This window comes from Corynebacterium sp. CCM 9204, from assembly GCF_041357695.1.
Lineage (GTDB): Bacteria > Actinomycetota > Actinomycetes > Mycobacteriales > Mycobacteriaceae > Corynebacterium.
The window spans coordinates 387,189-405,874 of record NZ_JAUERX010000002.1; the positions used below are offsets into that span (position 1 = coordinate 387,189).

Here is an 18,686-nt window from a genome sequence, read left to right on the forward strand (position 1 = left end):
ACGGTGCTACGGTATCGGTTTGTGAGCAACTCCGGGTCACGACGACGTGGTTATGCCTTCGCCTCCATCGCCATTGTTCTCCTGATAACGGGAGCCGTGACTCTGGTGTCTGTGCTTCTCGGCGCGGTACAGGATGCGCAGGGTAGTGGTGAAACCACGGCAGACAGCACCCCCATGCCGGAGACGGGGGACCGGCGCGGTCCACGGCTCTATAGGGACATGCTTGACGAGTTGACAATCCGGGAGAGAGCCCCGCTGACGGGTTACGCCCGTGAGGCTTTCGGTCAACGGTGGAGTGATGACGTGGAAGTCCCCTTCGGGCACAACGGCTGTGACACCCGTAATGACATTCTCGCCCGAGATCTGATCAGGGTCCGCTTTCGGCCCGGTACCCATGATTGCGTTGTCGAGTCAGGCGTGCTCAACGACTACTACACGGGTACCCAGATCGACTTTCTCCGTGGAGCCGGTACGAGCAGCGCCGTGCAGATAGACCATGTCGTTGCTCTTGCTGATGCCTGGATGAAAGGTGCCCAGGATCTGGACCCGGAGGTACGTAGGGCATTCGCGAATGACCCCGACAACCTCCTGGCGGTTTCGGGGCCGATGAACCAGGAGAAAGGGGCTTCCGATGCTGCGACCTGGCTTCCCCCGAACAGCAACTTTAGATGCGAGTACGTCAAACGTCAGATCACAGTCAAACACCGTTATCACCTGTGGGTGACTCCCGCGGAACATGATGCACTGGCCTCGCAACTGGCTTCCTGCTCCTGACCCGTTGCCGTTGACTCTGCTCGGACAGTATGACCGATGCGTAACGATTTCGAGTCAATATGTCGACTCGCCCGGCACCGGTGCGGGCAAAACCTCTGCAGTTCACCTACCCTGCATTGTATGAACGACAACAATAGTTCCCGCCCTGATCGTGCCGAACCCGAGGATTTTGACGATTTCGACATCCCCACCAGCTACGCGCCCCTGAGAGATGCGGACGAAACTCCCGCTACCGAAACTTCCCATGAGTCCGTGTATGACCGTGCAGGCCGTGCTGCCCCGCAGTCCGTGGGGGTCGGCGCCGGAGAGCCAGCCACTGCGGCGTTCCCGACCCAGGATCAGTACCGGGCTCAACAGTTCAGGGAAACCGACTCTGTGGCGTCCGGGTATACCGACGCAGATTTCGCCACCGATCAACCCACGACGACGATGCCTATCATGACAGGTGCTCCGGCACAGGTACAGGAGCAACCTGTTCAACAGCAGGCTCAGCCCACCGAATCAGACCACACGGATGAGTCTTTCGAGGAAGATGAACCGGAGGCAAAGCGCGGTACGATTGACCTGGGTCTCTTCTTGATCCGCTTGTTCTTTGGAGCGCTGCTGATCCTGCACTCGGTGTCAGTGTTCTTCCGGCTCGGTAACGGTGGCGGAATCACTGCTCTTGAGGAGCAGTTCGCGGGATACGAGATGGCGGGTGTGCTCTCGATCGCGGTCCCCGGTGTTGAGCTTGCTGCAGGTATCCTCCTAGTGCTCGGGTTGGTTACCCCGCTCGCTGCGGCCCTCGCGACCGTGTCCACAGCTTTCCTTGCGCTCCACCAGATCAACATCGCAGACACCCCGGTCAATCCGTTCCAATGGGGTGACGGAGTTCGCTTTGCAGTTCTGATGACCGTCGTTGCTGTAGGACTCCAGCTCACCGGTCCGGGACGTATTTCCCTGGACTTCAGCCGCAGTTGGGCCCGCCGCCCGCTGTGGAGCTCCATCATCTTCATTCTGATCGGCATCGGCTGTGCGGTCGGGCTCTGGTGGCTGGTCACCGGTGGCGCATATCCGTTCAGTAGGTGATCTGAGCAGTCTGTACACGGCAGATCCGAGAAGCCGGCCACTGGTGTGTGGCCGGCTCGGGATCAGCGCATGGGACATCTGTCCGGGATAGTGACGATCGGATACTGATACGCGTTCCCGGAAACACAGGGAGGGCCAGCCCTACGGGCTGGCCCTCCCTGTGTTGGGAAAGGTCAGTCGACCTGGCGAACCGCTCCCTTGTCCGCGGAAGTCGCCATCTTTGCGTATGCACGCAGCGCCTTACTCACCGTACGCTGACGGTTGACGGGCTGCCAGGGCCTGTCGGAGGCGTTCATCTCATTGCGACGACGTTCGATCTCAGCGTCGTCGATCTCCAACTGGAGGAGGCGTTCGTGGATGTCGACGGTGACGGTGTCACCGTCCCGGATGAGACCGATGACGCCGCCATGTGCGGCTTCAGGGGAGACATGTCCCACCGACAGTCCGGATGATCCTCCGGAGAAGCGGCCGTCTGTGATCAGCGCACACTTCTTGCCCAGTCCCGCGCCCTTGAGGAACGCTGTGGGGTGCAGCATTTCCTGCATTCCGGGGCCGCCGGAGGGCCCCTCATAGCGGACGATGAGGACTTCACCTGGTTGGATGACCCGCTTCAGGATGACGGAGACCGCTTCCTCCTGTGATTCCACAACCCGGGCGGGACCCGAGAAGTGCCACAATTCTTCATCGATACCCGCGGCTTTGATGATCGCACCGTCCGGTGCGATGTTGCCTCGCAGAACAGCTAGCCCACCGTCGACTGTGTAGGCGTGCTCGACGTCGTGGATGCATCCGTTGACGGCATCCGTGTCGAGAGTGTCCCAGCGGTTTTCTGTTGAGAATGGTTCCGTTGTTCGCACACCACCTGGCGCAGCGTGGAACAGCTCGATTGCTTCATCCGTTGCTTTCCCGCCGCGGATGTCCCAGGCATCGAGCCAGGACTGCAGATCGGGGGAGTGCACGGAGTGTACGTCGTCGTGGAGGAGACCGCCACGGTGCAGTTCACCGAGGATGGCGGGGATACCGCCGGCGCGATGCACATCCTCCATATGGTAATTGGAGTTCGGGGAGACCTTGGACAGGCAACCGACCTGCCGGGAGAGGTTGTCGATGTCATCGAGGTCGAAATCGACCTCACCTTCCTGTGCCGCGGCAAGGATGTGGAGAACCGTGTTCGTGGACCCACCCATCGCCATGTCGAGTGCCATGGCGTTGTCGAAGGCGTGCTTCGTCGCGATGGACCGGGGTAACACGGAGGTGTCCTCTTCACCGTAGTAACGGCGGCACAGTTCGACGATCGTTTCTCCGGCTCGGGTGAACAGATTCCGGCGAGCCTTGTGCGTGGCCAGAGTTGATCCGTTGCCGGGAAGAGACAGCCCGAGTGCCTCGGTGAGGCAGTTCATCGAGTTGGCAGTGAACATGCCCGAACACGAGCCGCAGGTGGGACATGCTGAAGCCTCGATCCGGGAAAGTCCCGGAGCATCGACGCCTTCGTTGGCGGATGCGGAGATGGCGGTGACGAGGTCCGTCGGGGCATGGGCGATGCCGTCGACGACGACAGCCTTGCCGGCTTCCATCGGTCCTCCGGAGACGAAGACTGTTGGGATGTTCAGGCGTAGGGCGGTGTTGAGCATACCCGGCGTGATCTTGTCACAGTTAGAGATACACACCAGGGCATCAGCGGTATGGGCATTGACCATGTATTCGACGGCGTCCGCGATGATCTCGCGGCTGGGCAATGAATAGAGCATGCCACCGTGCCCCATCGCGATGCCGTCATCGACGGCGATGGTGTTGAACTCCTTGGGAACCCCACCTGCCGCAGTGATGGCTTCGGCGACGATGTCACCGACATTTTTCAGGTGAACGTGACCGGGCACGAATTGGGTGTAGGAATTCGCGATGGCGACGATCGGCTTACCGAAGTCGTTATCCTTCATTCCGGTGGCGCGCCACAAGGCGCGGGCGCCGGACGCGTTGCGTCCGACAGTGGTGACTCTCGAGCGTAAGGGGATCATGGAGGGCTGTCTTCTGCTTGTAAGGGCGGGTCAAGGGATCCCCGGATAAAGGGGATATGTGGGATGTTGTTCAGGACACGTCGGGTCTGGTGTTCCTGCTTCCATCACCGGAACGGGGATCGCCCTGTTCCTCAATGATGGGATGTCCTTCGGCATCTGTTCTGTACCAGCCGCCGGGCTCCATGCCTCCGTGACGTTTCGCGGCGGCACGTTCCTTCTTCACCCGCTCGATCTCTTCCTGGGCGGCCAGGATCTCGCGGGCTGCCTCCTCGCGTGTCTTGACCACCTGGTGACCGTCCCTGCGCATCACGACGACCTTGTCATCAGCGGCTGCGCGACCGGCCGCGATCACGTCAGGAATCCGGCCACCGGATGCCGCTGCGAGATCAGGCACGCTGTTGAAGGAGATACCTGGGAGCGTGAACTCACGCCCATCATGCGACCGGGCGTGTGAGCTTCCCGCTCCGAAGCGGATTCCGGCGAAGTCCTCCCATGTAACGCTGCGGCTCCGGGATAGCGCGTAGCTTGCGGTGATGCCGTCGGAGTGGACGGTGGTACGCGATTTTAGTGTCCAATAGGCGTAGAAGAAGGGAAGCGCCAGGAGCCAGAACAGATACTTGGGTGCTGCTCCTACCGTGAGCAGACTGGTCAGCAGCATCAGACCAGCCCCCAGAAGGTGGGTACGTTCTGGCCGGAACACGGTTTCGGTGACGGGGCTTGCACCGACGGCACCGTTGCCGGAATCAGGATCAGCGTCGGGGCTTGTGGAGGACATACCTGCTGATTCTATTGAATCGCCGGTACCCGAGTCACTTCGGGGTCAGGGGTTCCCGGTGTTGGTGTCTCCGCTGTCACCTGCCGCTGGCGTCCCCGGGGAGTCAGCGGTCGGAGAAGCGGAGGGAAAACCTGTTGCCGGCGTGGTCGCCGGGATCTTTTCATCGGTTATGGTCGGTTTGGTGGAAGGTGGCTGCGCCGGGGAGGATTGTGGGTTGGTGGAGGTGACGGATTCCTGGGTAGTGACCGGGGCGGACGTGACTGCGGGTACGTCGATCGGAGGCGTCTCTAGGTTCCATTCCGCGCTCTGCTCCAGTGCGTATCCTTTGAGGATGATGAGCCCCAGCAGTGCAACGCAGAGGCCGGTGGTTGAGGGTCTGACCCGACCGCCGAAAGTGAAGAAGCGGCGCCACCCCGTCGTGTCGACCGTCCTCCGCAGTAGAGCTGCCAGGTGTGGGTCGGCCGAGTGATCCGGGGAGCTCCCGTTTGAGGGGTCGGTGGGGTCGTTGGTGGAGATGTCGGAGCGTGAGCGGTTCTTGTCCTGTGTTGGTGGGCGTTGGGTGCCGCGGGGTCCATCGCCTAGGGCAGTGTTCATGGCTACGGTTGCGGCTCCTGCTCCTGCTGCAGTCGCCGCTACTCCGGATACCTGGGCGGGGGAGTTGGATTCTCCGGTGGTTTCGGTGTCCTGGTTTTCAGGGGTCTCCTGCATGTCGTTTCGAGTGCTGACGGAAGGATCGTCATTGACGTCGATGAGTGGAGTTCGGGTGAAGGCGCGTTCGATTTGTGGGGCGTCAGCCTCGAGTGTTTCTCGGACCGCACCCGAGATTGTTGTTGCGGAACCGTACTCCGCCCAGAACTCCTCGATGATCCTGGTTCGGATGGCACGTTCCACGGCCCACTGGCGAGCGGGGTGGACCTGAACGATAAAACGCATGTCCACCATCCACGGCATACCGACGGTCTGTGGCCCCTCTACTCCAACTGACGGGTGCACATCGAGTTCTCCGGTGACATCTCCGGCGATCTCGGGTTGTTCGAGAGCACGGAGCGTGGCATCGGTGGAGCGCTGTACGGCGTGGTCGATTGAATCTGACCCGAGGAGCGGGATTGGCATGGTGACGACCGCCCGGGCCCAATAGTTGGAATGGTTGATGCAGACCCTGGCCGTGGAGTTCGGGATGGTCACGGTTTCGCCTGCGAGGGTACGGACCCGGGTGGCCCGCATCGTGATCTGGATGACGTCACCTTCGATGTCGATGCCTGAGCCTTCGAACCGGACCCAGTCGCCGACGCCGAATTGTTTCTCCGAGATGATGAAGAACCCGGCGAGGAAGTCCGCGATGATCGATTGGGCGCCGAGGCCCACGGCAGCGGAGACTACTGTCGCGGGGATCGCGGCTCCCGCGAGGGGGATACCGAGTTCCTTGAGAGCCGCGATCGAGAGGAAGAAGTAGGCGATTAACTGGACCAGATAGACGGCAGTGCCCACGATGGCCAGGCGTTGCTTGGATTCCTGCTCGGTCGGGTCGAGATGTCGGGTGATCAGTCGGACTGAGAGGCGCCCGATCCTGGGTACCAAGAAAGCGACGACGATGATGATGGCGAGTTCGATCCCTTGATCGAGGAGCCATTTCAACCATGTCGAGGGAATGAAGGACATCTGGGTGTGGAGCATGCGGAATAGACTAACGCGGTTCTGTGCGGGCCTTCACCTCGGATGGCGAAGTTGATGGATTACCCCCGCGCGGTGGGGTGATCCACCGAAGCATTCTCACCGTCAGTGACCCAGCCCACTGGTGGATGGGGCCTTCAGGTGCAACCCGGGTGTCCCGTCCTGTGGACGGGGGTATGGGATGGGGTGGCGAAAGTTGCCGGGATACCCGGTTGTCTGTGTAACATTTCGTGACATGACCAACATTCGACTTGTACTCGTAAGCAGCCGGCGTTTGCCGTAGCGGCCGTACAAGTCGTGAAGTCAAACGCCCTCGACACCACCGTAGAAACGGTGAGTGGACGGGGGTTTTGTTCTTTCTCGACCTGGTGTTCGCCCGCTTCGTGAAAGCCTCTCCTCCGGTACTCCGGGAGAGGAAATGACGAAAGAGTGATACCAACTCCCGACTGATCGTTATTCACCGAGACCATCCCCAAAGGAGCCCGACGTCGTGAACGTGGCAGCTCGTAAACACCCCAGTCCCGCCATGCTGGCGAAGGACGCGAAACCATCCGCCCCCGAGCGCATGACCGGAGCGCAGGCAATCGTCCGCTCGCTTGAGGAACTCGGGGTCGACGTCGTATTCGGTATTCCCGGCGGTGCGATTCTTCCGCTGTACGACCCGCTGTACTCCTCCGAGAAAGTTCGTCATGTCCTCGTTCGCCATGAACAGGGGGCGGGACATGCCGCTGAAGGATACGCCCAGGCATCTGGCCGGGTCGGGGTGTGTATCGCCACTTCCGGGCCGGGAGCCACCAACCTGGTCACCCCGTTGGCTGACGCACACCTGGATTCCGTTCCGGTGGTCGCCATCACCGGGCAGGTCGGCCATACGCTACTGGGTACCGATGCTTTCCAGGAAGCGGACATCCGGGGCATCACGATGCCGGTGACCAAGCACAACTACATGGTCACGGACCCGGACCGTATCCCTGCTGCGGTCGCCGCCGCCTTCCATCTCGCCTCTACCGGTAGGCCCGGGCCCGTCCTGATCGACGTTCCGAAGGACGTCCAGAACGCGATGTGCGATTTCGTCTGGCCCCCTAAAGTAACGCTTACGGGCTATAAACCCGTCACTACGCCACATCACCGTCGCATAGAGGAAGCCGTCCGGATGATCTCTGCGGCCGAGCGTCCGTGTCTCTACATTGGCGGTGGCGTCATCAAGGCCGACGCGCATGCGGAACTCCTGGCTTTCGCGGAGTACACCGGTATCCCCGTGGTGACCACGCTAATGGGACTCGGATCCTTCCCGGACAGTCACCCACAGCATATGGGGATGCCCGGTATGCACGGCAGTGTTTCTGCCGTTGCCACCATGCAGCGGTCCGATCTGCTCATCACCATCGGTGCCCGCTTCGATGATCGGGTGACTGGCGACCTCAACAGCTTCGCCCCAGATGCCAAGGTGATCCACGCTGACATCGACCCCGCCGAGATCTCGAAGATCCGTCACGCCGACGTCCCGATCGTCGGAGACGCCCGGGAGGTGCTGGATGCTCTGCTGACCATGTACCGCAAGCTTGAGTTGGCTCCGCCCGCCATCGACCGTTGGGTCTCCTACCTGAATGGTCTCCGTGACAGGTTCCCGCGTGGCTGGACGGGCAACGACGACGGCGCGATTTCCCCCCAGTACGTTATTAACACACTGTCCAGGGAGGTCGGACCGGATGCCATCTACTGCGCCGGCGTCGGCCAGCACCAGATGTGGTCGGCCCAGTTCATCGACTACGAGAACCCCCGTACCTGGCTCAATTCGGGTGGCCTCGGCACGATGGGCTACGCCGTACCCGCAGCGATGGGTGCGAAGGCCGGCATGCCGGACAAGGAGGTCTGGGCGATCGACGGAGACGGTTGCTTCCAGATGACCAACCAGGAGCTCGTCACCTGTGCTGTCGAAGGATTCCCCATCAAGGTCGCGCTGATCAACAACGGAAACCTGGGCATGGTCCGTCAGTGGCAGACCCTATTCTACGGGGGCCGCTACTCCAACACCCGTTTGCGGAACCAGGGGGAGTACGTGCCCGACTTCGTCAAGCTCGCCGAAGCCCTCGGCTGCGAGGCGATCCGTGTCACCCGTGAGGAGGACGTGATCCCGGCCATCCGACGTGCCCGTGAGATCAACGACCGTCCCGTCGTCATCGACTTCATCGTCGGAGAGGACGCGCAGGTCTGGCCGATGGTTGCCGCCGGTCACTCCAATACCGACATCCAATATGCCAAGGATCTGCGCCCACTGTTCGACGAGGACTCGGCGGCGACGGCCCTGTCTGACGTTGAGAAAGCCATCGAAGGCAACGCACACGACGCCGCCAAGCACACCGAGGAGAAGAACTGATGTTCCCGAAGAACCGCCACATCCTGTCCGTTCTCGTCGAGGACGTCGACGGAATCGTCTCGCGGATCGCGGGACTGTTCACCCGTCGTGGCTACCCGATCGCATCCATCGTCTCTGCGATCACGGACGTCGACGGAATCAACCGCATCACCATCGTGATTGACGGGGAATTGGGAGACGAGCACACCATCGAGCAGATCACCAAACAGCTCAACAAGCTCATCCCCGTGCTCAAGGTCGTCCGCCTCCCGGAGGAGAGCACCGTTGCCCGTGCACTGATGATGGTTAAGGTTTCCGCGGATGCCAGTAACCGGCCACAGATCGTCGATGCCGCGAACATCTTCCGGGCTCGGGTCATCGACGTTTCTCCCGACGCTGTGGTCATCGAGGCGACCGGTACTCCGGGCAAGCTCGAAGCGCTTCTCGAAGTACTCGCCCCGTTCGGCATCCGGGAGATGATCCAGTCCGGTGAGATCGCCCTCTGCCGCGGTCCCAAGACCATGGCCCCGGCCAACGGACGTTGATTCTGCTGGGGTGACCGACACCAACCCCGTCTGGATGCCCCCACACACCACCTCCATCGCCCACGAGGCGCTGCGCCTGACCTCCCCATGCGGCACACCCACCGCTACGCACGGAGACTGAACATCTAAGCTAGAACACATCGCACCAGATGCGTTTTTCGACCGATACATCTCAATTCGAGGAAAAGGAACACACAGTACCATGGCAATTGAAGTTCTCTACGATGACGACGCCGACCTGTCGATCATCCAGAACCGCAAGGTCGCGATCATCGGTTACGGTTCCCAGGGGCATGCCCACGCCCAGTGTCTGCGGGACTCAGGTGTCGAGGTCTGCATCGGCCTCCGTGACGGCTCCAAGTCCGCGGTGAAGGCTCGTGAAGCCGGTTTCGAGGTCAAGTCAAACGCCGAAGCCTCCAAGTGGGCTGACGTGATCATGCTGCTCGCCCCCGACACCTCCCAGGCACAGATCTTCACCGAGGACATCCAGCCCAACCTCGTGGACGGCAATGCCCTTTTCTTCGGCCACGGACTGAACATCCACTTCGACCTCATCGAGCCGGCCGACGACATCACCGTCGCGATGGTCGCCCCGAAGGGGCCCGGCCACCTGGTGCGTCGTCAGTTCGTCGACGGCAAGGGTGTTCCCTGCCTGATCGCCGTTGACCAGGATCCCAAGGGGGAGGGGCGGGACCTGGCACTGTCCTATGCTGCAGCCATCGGCGGTGCCCGGGCCGGCGTCATCCCGACCACCTTCCGCGAAGAGACCGAGACGGATCTCTTCGGCGAACAGGTCGTGCTGTGCGGTGGTCTCGAGTCCCTGATGATGCAGGGCTTTGAGGTGCTGACCGAGGCCGGATATGCCCCCGAGATGGCCTACTTCGAGGTCCTCCACGAGATGAAGCTCATCGTTGACCTCATCTGGGAAGGTGGCCTCGCCAACATGAACTACTCCATCTCCGACACCGCCGAGTTTGGTGGTTACGTCGCGGGCCCCCGCATCATTGATGCAGGTACCAAGGAGCGCATGAAGGAGGTCCTCTCGGACATCCAGGATGGCAGCTTCGTCAAGCGTCTCCTCGCCAACGTAGAGGGGGGCAACAAGGAGCTCGAAGGAATGCGTGCTGAGATTGCCGAGCACCCGATCGAGAAGACCGGTGTCAAGCTGCGTGACCTGATGAGCTGGGTCAAGAACCCGCTCGACGCCACGGCCTAAAGCGCACACGGCGAAGCCGCGGAACCGGTTTCGCGCGGACTGAAAATCCGCCCACGACCCGTCTGACGGAGCGTGGGCGGATTTTCGTATGTGATCCCGTGGCGCGGTAGGTGGTTCCGGGTGAACGGAAGTTGGTGCCGCACGGTGGCCTCATGGGTATTGCGGGGCTAATTTCGGGGGTGAATTTGGGTGCTGATTTTGAGGGCTGGTTAGTGCTGGTATATGGGTGACTGTGGGGGTGTGTGGGGGATTTTGGATGGCGTGTGGCGCGTGGTCTCGTTTTGTGGCGATCCGAGAATTATTCGGGCGCCAGACGACATTGGGATGTGTCGAAGAATGCTGGGGTGCGGTGGCATGTGCAGGTCTGATTGTCTGCGTGGTGAGGGGGCTGTTCTGTGGTCAAGGTGCCTGACGTGGGTGTTGAATGGGGTTGTCTGGGGGATTGATGGTGGCTATATCGCCCCCGTGCGGGAGATGACGTCTCGGAATGAGGCATCCGGAAGAGGTTTTGTAGGTGGGGGCCGGAACCCGTTGACACCCAAAACATAACGCTCGTACTGTAAGGCCAGCCTTCGCTAACAGTGTGGGGTGTGGGCCGGAGACCCGGGCCACCCGAGGCTGCCCCACCAGAAAGGTATGTACCTCGTGACCACGACTCGCACCGAAGTTCAGCAGATGGCGGATTTCGCCGCAAACGCCACTCTCGAACAGATGTCGCCGGAAGCGCTGGAGCAGTTGAAGATCCGCGTCCTCGACACTCTCGGAGTCGCAGTCGGAGCACTGGACTCCGACGTTCTCGTCGCCATCCGATCGCTCAATGATGATCTCGGTGGCAACGGCCAGGCCACTCTCATTGGTGGTGGAAAGACCGCTGCCGACCTCGCGGCATTCCACAACTCCGCAGCATCTCGCTACCTCGACTTCATGGATGCCTACCTCGCCAAGGGGGAGACCAACCACCCCTCGGACAACATGGGTGCGGTCCTCGCCGCCGCCGAGGTTGCCGGCGCGTCCGGGCGCGATTTCCTCACCGCCTTCGCCGTCGCCTACCAGATTCACACCCGATTGTCTGATGTTGCACCCGTGCGTGCGCTCGGCTTCGACCACACCACTCAGGGCGCCTTCGCTGCCGGCGCCTCCGCCGCACTCGCCCTCGGACTCGATGCCGACGCCATTGCCAACGCCGCCGCGATGACAGCCACCGCGAACGTCGCGCTGCGCGTCACCCGGACCGGCAATCTGTCCCACTGGAAGGGGCTGGCTTATCCGCACACCTCCAAGGAGGGCATGTTCTACGCTCTCCTCGCGGGGAAGGGCATCACCGGCCCGGAGGCCGTCTTCGAGGGTAACAAGGGGTTCAAGGCACTCGCCGGCGATTACGAGCTCGACTGGTCCAAGGAGGACCTGGAGTCCGTAACCCGAACCATCATCAAAAAGTACAATGCCGAGATCCACTCACAGTCTGCACTCGAGGCAGCTCTCGAGCTCAAGGGAAAGCACGACTTCGATCCCGCCGAGATCAAGGAAGTACGTCTGACCACCTTCGACGTCGCCTACTCCATCATCGGCGGTGGCGAGGAAGGGGACAAGCGTTCGATCCGTACCAAGGAGGAGGCCGACCACTCCCTGCCGTGGATGCTCGCCGTGACGATCCTTGACGGGGAGCTCAACCCCGCACAGTACGAGGCGGAGCGCATTGTCGCCGATGATGTGCAGACCCTCATGGGCAAGGTCACCATCACCCCGTCGGACGAGTTCTCCGACCGATTCCCGAACGAGATGCCCGCCGACCTTGTCATCGTCATGAACGATGGCACTGAGTACCACGCCGTGGAATCCGCCTACGACGGCTTCCATTCCCAGCCGCTTGACTGGGATGGTGCGGTGGCGAAGTTCACCGCACTGGCTGAGCCCTTCGCCGATGAGGCACTGCGCACCGAGATCTGCGACATTGTCCACCGGCTCGAGGAAGTCGCCCATATTTCCGAACTGACCGACCTGCTTGCCCGAGTCTCCACGACTCGCTCCTGACACCGCATCACCGAAAGAAAGGCATCACCATGTCCAACGCTATTGACTTCGACGTCTCCTTCAACTTCGTTCCCCGCGCCAAGCGCCCCGCTAAGCCGCGCACCTACGGCATGACCGAGGTTCGCGCGCCCTACTACGACACCTTCGGTACCCGTCACCTCCAGGATGTGTTCGACATGGCGGGCCAGTGGGTCGATGGAATCAAGTGGGCGGGCGGTTCATTCGCGCTGTGCCCCGCTGAGCAGGTCCGCAAATTCTCCGACATCGCTCACGAGAACGACGCCTATGTCTCCTCCGGTGGCTGGATTGAGACGGTCCTGCGCTACGGTGACGACGCGGTCGATCACTACCTGAAGGAAGCCAAGGAAGTCGGCTTCGATGTCATCGAGATCTCGACCGGGTTCATCATGCTCCCGACTTCTGGTCTTGAACGCCTCGTGGAGAAGGTCGTCAAGGCGGGACTGAAGGCGAAGCCGGAACTCGGCATCCAGATCGGCTCCGGCGGCGACTCCTCTGAGGCTGAGCTTGCCGCTGAGTCCGCCAAGGACATCGGCGACCTGATCGACCGCGGCAAGCGGGCGCTCGATGCCGGCGCCTCGATCATCATGATCGAGTCCGAAGGCATCACAGAGAATGTCAAGGAATGGAACACCGGCGCCGCGGCGTCCATCATCAATGGTCTCGGTCTCGAGAACGTCATGTTCGAGGCCGCTGACGGCCCGGTCTTCGAGTGGTACGTCAAGAACTACGGCAATGAGTGCAACCTGTTCGTCGACCATTCACAGGTCCTGCAGCTCGAGGGTCTTCGCCAGAACATCTGGGGCAACAAGTCCACCTGGGGCCGTGTGATCAACCCCCACTGATCTCCTGGTTTCTGACGGATGATCACAGATCCCCGTCATCCGCCGCGACATGTTCAATCGCGGTGGATGGCGGGGATCTCTGTCATGTATTGCTGACTGTGCGGTTCTCCGTTTGTCGCGGGGGTGATGTGAAGGGGTGAATATGGAGGAGAAGCTAATGGAACCGGCATTCGTTTCAGGTAAGTGTGTACTTAGTTCTTTGCCCATGTGGAGAGGGGTTTTACGGCGCTCCACACTTTTGGAAGTGGCGGGGGTTTCCCATGTTTCCGCAGCTTAAGGCCAACACGTTTTCAATAAGGTTTCAATAAGGGCTTCGTTGGGTTAAGGTTCATCTCATGAGCGAGAGCATGAAATCCGGGCACCACCACGACCATGACCACACGTCTGGCGATGGTCACGATCATGCTGATCATGACCATCGCCACGGTTCCGGTGGGCATGCTCACGCCCATGCACCTAAATCCCTCAAGGCGCTCATCGGCGTCATCGTCCTGACCACCACGATCTTCCTCGCGGAGGTCATCTTCGGTCTACTCTCCGGATCACTGGCGTTGCTCGCCGATGCGGCCCACATGCTCTCCGATTCCGCGGGACTTGTGATTGCGCTCGTCGCCATTCTCATCGGGCGTCGTGCGGCAACAGCGTCCGCCACGTACGGATACCGTCGCATCGAGGTGATCGCGGCCGCAGTCAACGCTCTTTCCGTCGGGCTGATCTCCATCTGGATCGTCGTTGAGGCGATCAAGAGACTCGGCGGGGAGGGGCACATCGACACGACGATGATGCTCATTGTCGCGGTCATCGGTTTCATCGCCAATGGCGGTTCTGCGCTTCTGCTCGTCCGCCGCCAGCATGACAGTATGAATATGCGCGGTGCCTATCTCCATGTGCTGTCGGACATGCTCGGTTCAGTCGCCGTCATCGTTGCGGGTCTCATCGTCCGGGCAACCGGCTTCATCCTCGCCGACACCATCGCTTCCGTCGTCATCGCCGCGATCATCCTTCCGCGCTCCATGCGTCTGCTTCTCGACGCCACTCGTGTGCTCATGGAACGGGTTCCCGGGCATGTTGATATCGAGGAGATGCGCCGTACTCTGGTGGATATCCCTGGGGTAGAGGCCGTGCATGATCTCCATGTGTGGACGATGGACGGAAATGAACTTATCGCCACCTGCCACCTCGTCGTTGACCCCGCGCGGGCCGATCGCGGGTGCAATATCCTCGACGTCGCGAACCAGCGCTTGGAGAAGGCCGGGGTATCCCATGCGACGATCCAGATCGAGACCTCCGACCACGCTGAACACGAACCGAGTGTCCACGACTGACCTACGTGTCAGTTCCCGGCCCCGGTGGTGGACAGGCAGTCGGCACCGGGGTTTCTTACGGATGTAGCGCAGATGTTGATAAACCGGGATAGAGTCATCGTCATGGGTTTCACCACACCGAGCTATGACCTCACCGACCTCTTCGCCCGCATTGACCGCGGCGACGTCCAACTTCCTGATTTCCAACGGGATTACAGTTGGAATGTTGACCGTATCCGCTCCCTGATTGTTACTGTGCTGCGCGGTTATCCGATCGGCTGCCTCATGGCGCTGGATACCCGCAACGAGCCGATGCGCTTCCGTCCTCGTCCGCTTGCCGGGGCACCCGACACCGGGCGGAACCCGGGAATGCTCATTCTCGACGGGCAGCAGCGCCTCACCACCCTCTACCACTGCCTGCGCGGAAACGGGCTGGTCGACACCGTCGACTTTCGTTCGATGCGCATCAGGCGGCGTTTCTACGTCGACGTGGAGAAAGCCGTGTCAGAGGACATCATGCCCGACGAAGCGGTGCTGTCCGCCGACGCGAACGGTGAGATCAAATCCCACTACGCTCCGAAGATTCCGGGAGGCCTCCCCGATCGCGCGGCGGCTCGTGCTCACGGCCTCGTCCCCGTTTCCGCGCTGCTCGAGGATGAGGGCACCGACATGCTCTTCGACTTCATTGAGGGCGCTGATCCGGTGACCCGGGAACGGGTGAAGCGTTTCAATAACACCGTCGCCAAACCGCTCGTCCGCTATTCCGTTCCGATCATTCGACTGGACCGGGAGACGGCGCAGGGCGGCGTGGGGTCGATCTTCTCCCAGGCGAACTCGGCAGGTCTGCAGATGGACGTCGTCGATCTGCTGACCGCTGTTTTCGCGAGCGAAGACCCGGACTTCAGACTCTCTGACGAATGGACCGCCATCGAGGAGGCGTTGCGCGCACACCCCGTTCTCGATGACATTGACCGTACCGCCTTCTTCACGGCGGCCACACTGCTGATAACTGCGGGAAAAGGAAGCGCCAGCGGCCACCGCGAAGATATCCTCCGACTCACTCTCGCGGAATACCGGCCTGCGGAACAGCGCACCCTTGATGCCTTTGTCGCGGCCGCTCGGTTCCTGGAGGAACGGTGCATCACAGATTCCTCCCGTATACCGTATGCCGCACAGATCACGCCGCTTGCGGTGATCCTCTCCCTACTGGGTGAGACGCCTGAGATATTCGAGTGCGCACAGGCGATGGACCGCCTCAACCGATGGTTCTGGTCGGGAGTATTCGGTGAACTCTATGGATCGGCCTCCGTTATCGTCCGGACCGGGCGGGACGTCGAACAGGTAACCCCCTGGATTCGCGCCGCACAAGAGGGGAGCGACACCTCCCCTGAGCCGACCTCGATCTCCGGCGCCCGCTTCGTGGAGTCACGGATGCTCAGTGTCGGTGCCGAATCCGGAGTCTGGAAGGGCATCCACGCACTGCTCATGGGGCGGGGGGCCCGGGACTGGCGCTCCGGTGACCGCTTTGACGCGAAGAATCTCGTCGAGGGCGAGGAGGTTTTCCACCCGATCTTCCCGCCGCAGTATTGCCGCCGTACCGGAGTCAATCAGACCCTCGCGGACAGTGTGCTGAACCGGACACCGTTGAGCCTCCGGACCGAAGTGTTCATCGACGGCTCAGAACCCGCCCGATACCTCACGCGGGTGCAGTCGAAGTCGCTCATGGAAGACGATGCTTTCGATGCGGTTCTGGCCAGCCACCTGCTTGACCCCGAGACCCTCCGGAACAGTGACTCGGCTGCCTTCTTCGCCGACCGGCGAACCCGGTTCATCGGCATGATCGAGGAAGCGATGGGTAAACCCGTCATCCGTGACGTCGATGAGGAGAATCTCGGTGGCGGTGAGGAAGGACCTGATGCCTTCGCCTGCACCGTTCGATCCGACACCACCAGGAAACGCAATGGCGATGGTACCGCTGACCAGGTTCCGGCCCCCGATGTGCTGCACACCGATTCCTGAACACCCGGTCTGCACCGCGGATGTATCGTCCCGGTGCCTAGTATCTTCCACCAAGACCCCCAATGATCTGATGAAAGAGACGGTTGAGCTTCATGCCGCATGACCACCGCGCCCTGACACCGAACCGCCACCGCATCATCGCACTTATCTGTGGAGCGATGCTCGTAGGATCCGGACTCGCCGCATGTGTCTCTGACAGTGCTAACGAAGGAAATTCGGAGCAGGGCGACGCTCGTTCCTCATCCGCTCGGACTAAAACACCGATCGCTGAGCGTTACGGGACCGAACCCCGCGTTCTCCCGGACACGGATCTCTCCGGTATCGAGGTCAGCGCACTGTTTTTCCCCGATGCCCCTGCCGTCATCGTCACCGCTCTCGATCCCGCATCTCAGCAGCGTGCCGCAAGTATTGGAGTTACAGCGGGGCTTCCCGTACTCACCGCCACCGGAAACAATGACGAAGCACTCACAACCGAGATCAATCGACTCGGTGCGAAGATCGTCGTCACCGTCGGCGGAGCGGTGGTGAAACTTCCTGAAACCGTGACGGTGCATACCGATGACGGAACAACCACGGGATTCGAGACACTCACCGGGAAGAACCCGGAGCAGGTCACTCCCGAGACCACCCCGGCCGCACTACTCCGGCAGATCGCGGCACTCACCCCCGGGGATCTGCTCGACGCAACAGAAGCGGAGACCGCAGGCCGGGAAGTAGACATTGCGGGTGACGATACGGCGGACGCGACCCCGGAAACTGAGGAATCCTCGATCAGCCAGTCGACCTCCGCCGCCGACCCGGCCCCAACGGAAAAGCTCCCAACCCGGGCCAAAGACAAGGACCGGGCACCGCTCGTCCTCGCGGCTCCCGGCACCGGTATCACGGCAGTGGCCACCGCCCGTGCCGCAGGAGCCGATGTCGAGATTCTGGACTACGCAGACCCGCGGATCAGCGGGGAGTCCGTTGATCTGATCCGTGGCCTCGACGGTGATCCGGTCATCGCACTCGGTGAGATGTTCGGCAGCACGGAGCACTTCGCGCGCGTCACCGAGCGGGCCACCATGGTCACCGCCGAACAACCCGGCGGCGGACAACTCGTTTTCCCCGGGCGACGCATGATCGCCTACTACGGGCATCCCTCCGGCGGCGCACTCGGCATCATGGGGGAGCGGAGCCCCGAAGAATCCGTCGCCCACCTGAACGAGCTCGTCGCCCAGTACGCACCGCTGTCCGAGGAACCCGTGATCCCCGCCTTCGAGATTATCGCCACCGTGGCCTCCGCATCACCCGGACCTGACGGCGACTACTCCAACGAAGCCGATCCGGAAGAACTGCGTCCCTACATTGACGCCATCACCGACGCAGGCGGCTACGCCGTCCTCGACCTCCAGCCGGGCCGAGCCCGCCTGATCGACCAGGCAAAGATCTACACGGACCTGCTCAAGCTCCCCAACGTCGGCCTCGCTCTCGACGCCGAATGGAAACTCGGGCCTGACGAGGTACCTCTCCAACAGGTCGGCCACGTCCAAGCGGAGGAAATCAACGAGGTCGCCGACTGGCTCGCCGAACTCACCGCAGACAACAAGCTCCCGCAGAAGGCGTTCGTGCTGCACCAGTTCCAGCTCCAGATGATCCGCAACCGCGAGAACATCAACCTCGAACACCCGGAGCTCGCCTTCGTGCTCCACGCCGACGGACACGGGACAGCGGGAGACAAGTTCGCCACTTTTGATGTACTCCGCCAGGAGCTCGATCCCAGGTACTTCATCGCGTGGAAGAACTTCATCGACGAAGACACCCCGATGTTCACCCCACAGCAGACGATGGACATCAATCCGCGTCCCTGGTTCGTCAGCTACCAGTAGCGTCTGGTGCATTCGCCTCGCTCCGAAGCCCTCTTTTCGGGGTTCCGAACTGTGTTCTGCACCACCAAATGATCCACCATGGGTGCCCACGGTGGACACACCGATAGTGCGGTCTACACTGAAGCACAGTCGCACGCCACATCTTGCCGGCGTGGACCCGCCCCGGGCCGACGCGGTCGTGCCT

13 protein-coding genes are annotated in these 18,686 nt (G+C 61.5%); 10 read left to right on the forward strand and 3 right to left on the reverse strand.

The features are described from left to right. Positions 1 to 21: 21 nt before the first annotated feature. Complete coding sequence (locus tag QWU43_RS05875; protein WP_370915036.1) at positions 22 to 774, forward strand: HNH endonuclease family protein; 753 nt, start codon at positions 22 to 24, stop codon at positions 772 to 774. Positions 775 to 894: 120 nt separating this feature from the next. Further along, a complete protein-coding gene (locus QWU43_RS05880; RefSeq protein ID WP_370915035.1) occupies positions 895 to 1,842 on the forward strand; it encodes a DoxX family protein in 948 nt (315 codons plus the stop codon). Between the two features lie 173 nt (positions 1,843 to 2,015). Here the strand turns inward: QWU43_RS05880 and ilvD are convergent, their stop codons facing one another. The 3 genes from ilvD to QWU43_RS05895 form a co-directional block, all read right to left on the reverse strand. Continuing rightward, on the reverse strand, positions 2,016 to 3,857 hold the full coding sequence (gene ilvD / locus QWU43_RS05885; protein ID WP_370917365.1) for a dihydroxy-acid dehydratase: 1,842 nt from the start codon (positions 3,855 to 3,857) through the stop codon (positions 2,016 to 2,018). 70 nt (positions 3,858 to 3,927) lie between these two features. Next, positions 3,928 to 4,632 (reverse strand): PH domain-containing protein, encoded by a 705-nt coding sequence (locus tag QWU43_RS05890; RefSeq protein ID WP_370917366.1) that lies wholly within the window; start codon positions 4,630 to 4,632, stop codon positions 3,928 to 3,930. A gap of 45 nt (positions 4,633 to 4,677) precedes the next feature. Next, positions 4,678 to 6,306 carry a mechanosensitive ion channel family protein gene (locus QWU43_RS05895; RefSeq protein WP_370915032.1) on the reverse strand — a complete coding sequence of 543 codons (1,629 nt, stop codon included), beginning with the start codon at positions 6,304 to 6,306 and terminating at the stop codon, positions 4,678 to 4,680. A 487-nt stretch (positions 6,307 to 6,793) separates the two neighbouring features. On the opposite strand from QWU43_RS05895, the gene QWU43_RS05900 reads away from it, so the two are divergent. The 8 genes from QWU43_RS05900 to QWU43_RS05935 all read left to right on the forward strand — a co-directional run bounded on the left by QWU43_RS05900 (position 6,794) and on the right by QWU43_RS05935 (position 18,502). Further along, positions 6,794 to 8,680, forward strand: a complete 1,887-nt coding sequence (locus QWU43_RS05900; RefSeq protein ID WP_370915031.1) for an acetolactate synthase large subunit — start codon at positions 6,794 to 6,796, stop codon at positions 8,678 to 8,680. Continuing rightward, complete coding sequence (gene ilvN / locus QWU43_RS05905) at positions 8,680 to 9,204, forward strand: acetolactate synthase small subunit (protein WP_370915030.1); 525 nt, start codon at positions 8,680 to 8,682, stop codon at positions 9,202 to 9,204. Before QWU43_RS05900 ends, ilvN begins: the two co-directional genes overlap by 1 nt. 202 nt (positions 9,205 to 9,406) lie before the next feature. After that, positions 9,407 to 10,420 carry a ketol-acid reductoisomerase gene (gene ilvC, locus QWU43_RS05910; protein WP_370915029.1) on the forward strand — a complete coding sequence of 338 codons (1,014 nt, stop codon included), beginning with the start codon at positions 9,407 to 9,409 and terminating at the stop codon, positions 10,418 to 10,420. 636 nt (positions 10,421 to 11,056) lie between these two features. Then, positions 11,057 to 12,451, forward strand: a complete 1,395-nt coding sequence (locus QWU43_RS05915) for an MmgE/PrpD family protein (RefSeq protein ID WP_370915028.1) — start codon at positions 11,057 to 11,059, stop codon at positions 12,449 to 12,451. A gap of 29 nt (positions 12,452 to 12,480) precedes the next feature. Next, entirely contained in the window at positions 12,481 to 13,314 is an 834-nt protein-coding gene (locus QWU43_RS05920) for a phosphosulfolactate synthase (RefSeq protein WP_370915027.1), read from the forward strand. A gap of 335 nt (positions 13,315 to 13,649) precedes the next feature. Beyond that, positions 13,650 to 14,639, forward strand: a complete 990-nt coding sequence (locus QWU43_RS05925) for a cation diffusion facilitator family transporter (protein WP_370915026.1) — start codon at positions 13,650 to 13,652, stop codon at positions 14,637 to 14,639. Between the two features lie 102 nt (positions 14,640 to 14,741). Further along, the gene (locus QWU43_RS05930) at positions 14,742 to 16,637 is read left to right on the forward strand and encodes a DUF262 domain-containing protein (RefSeq protein WP_370915025.1); all 1,896 of its coding nucleotides are present in this window, start codon (positions 14,742 to 14,744) and stop codon (positions 16,635 to 16,637) included. 92 nt (positions 16,638 to 16,729) lie between these two features. Continuing rightward, complete coding sequence (locus tag QWU43_RS05935) at positions 16,730 to 18,502, forward strand: MBL fold metallo-hydrolase (RefSeq protein ID WP_370917367.1); 1,773 nt, start codon at positions 16,730 to 16,732, stop codon at positions 18,500 to 18,502. The last annotated feature ends 184 nt before the right edge of the window (positions 18,503 to 18,686 follow it).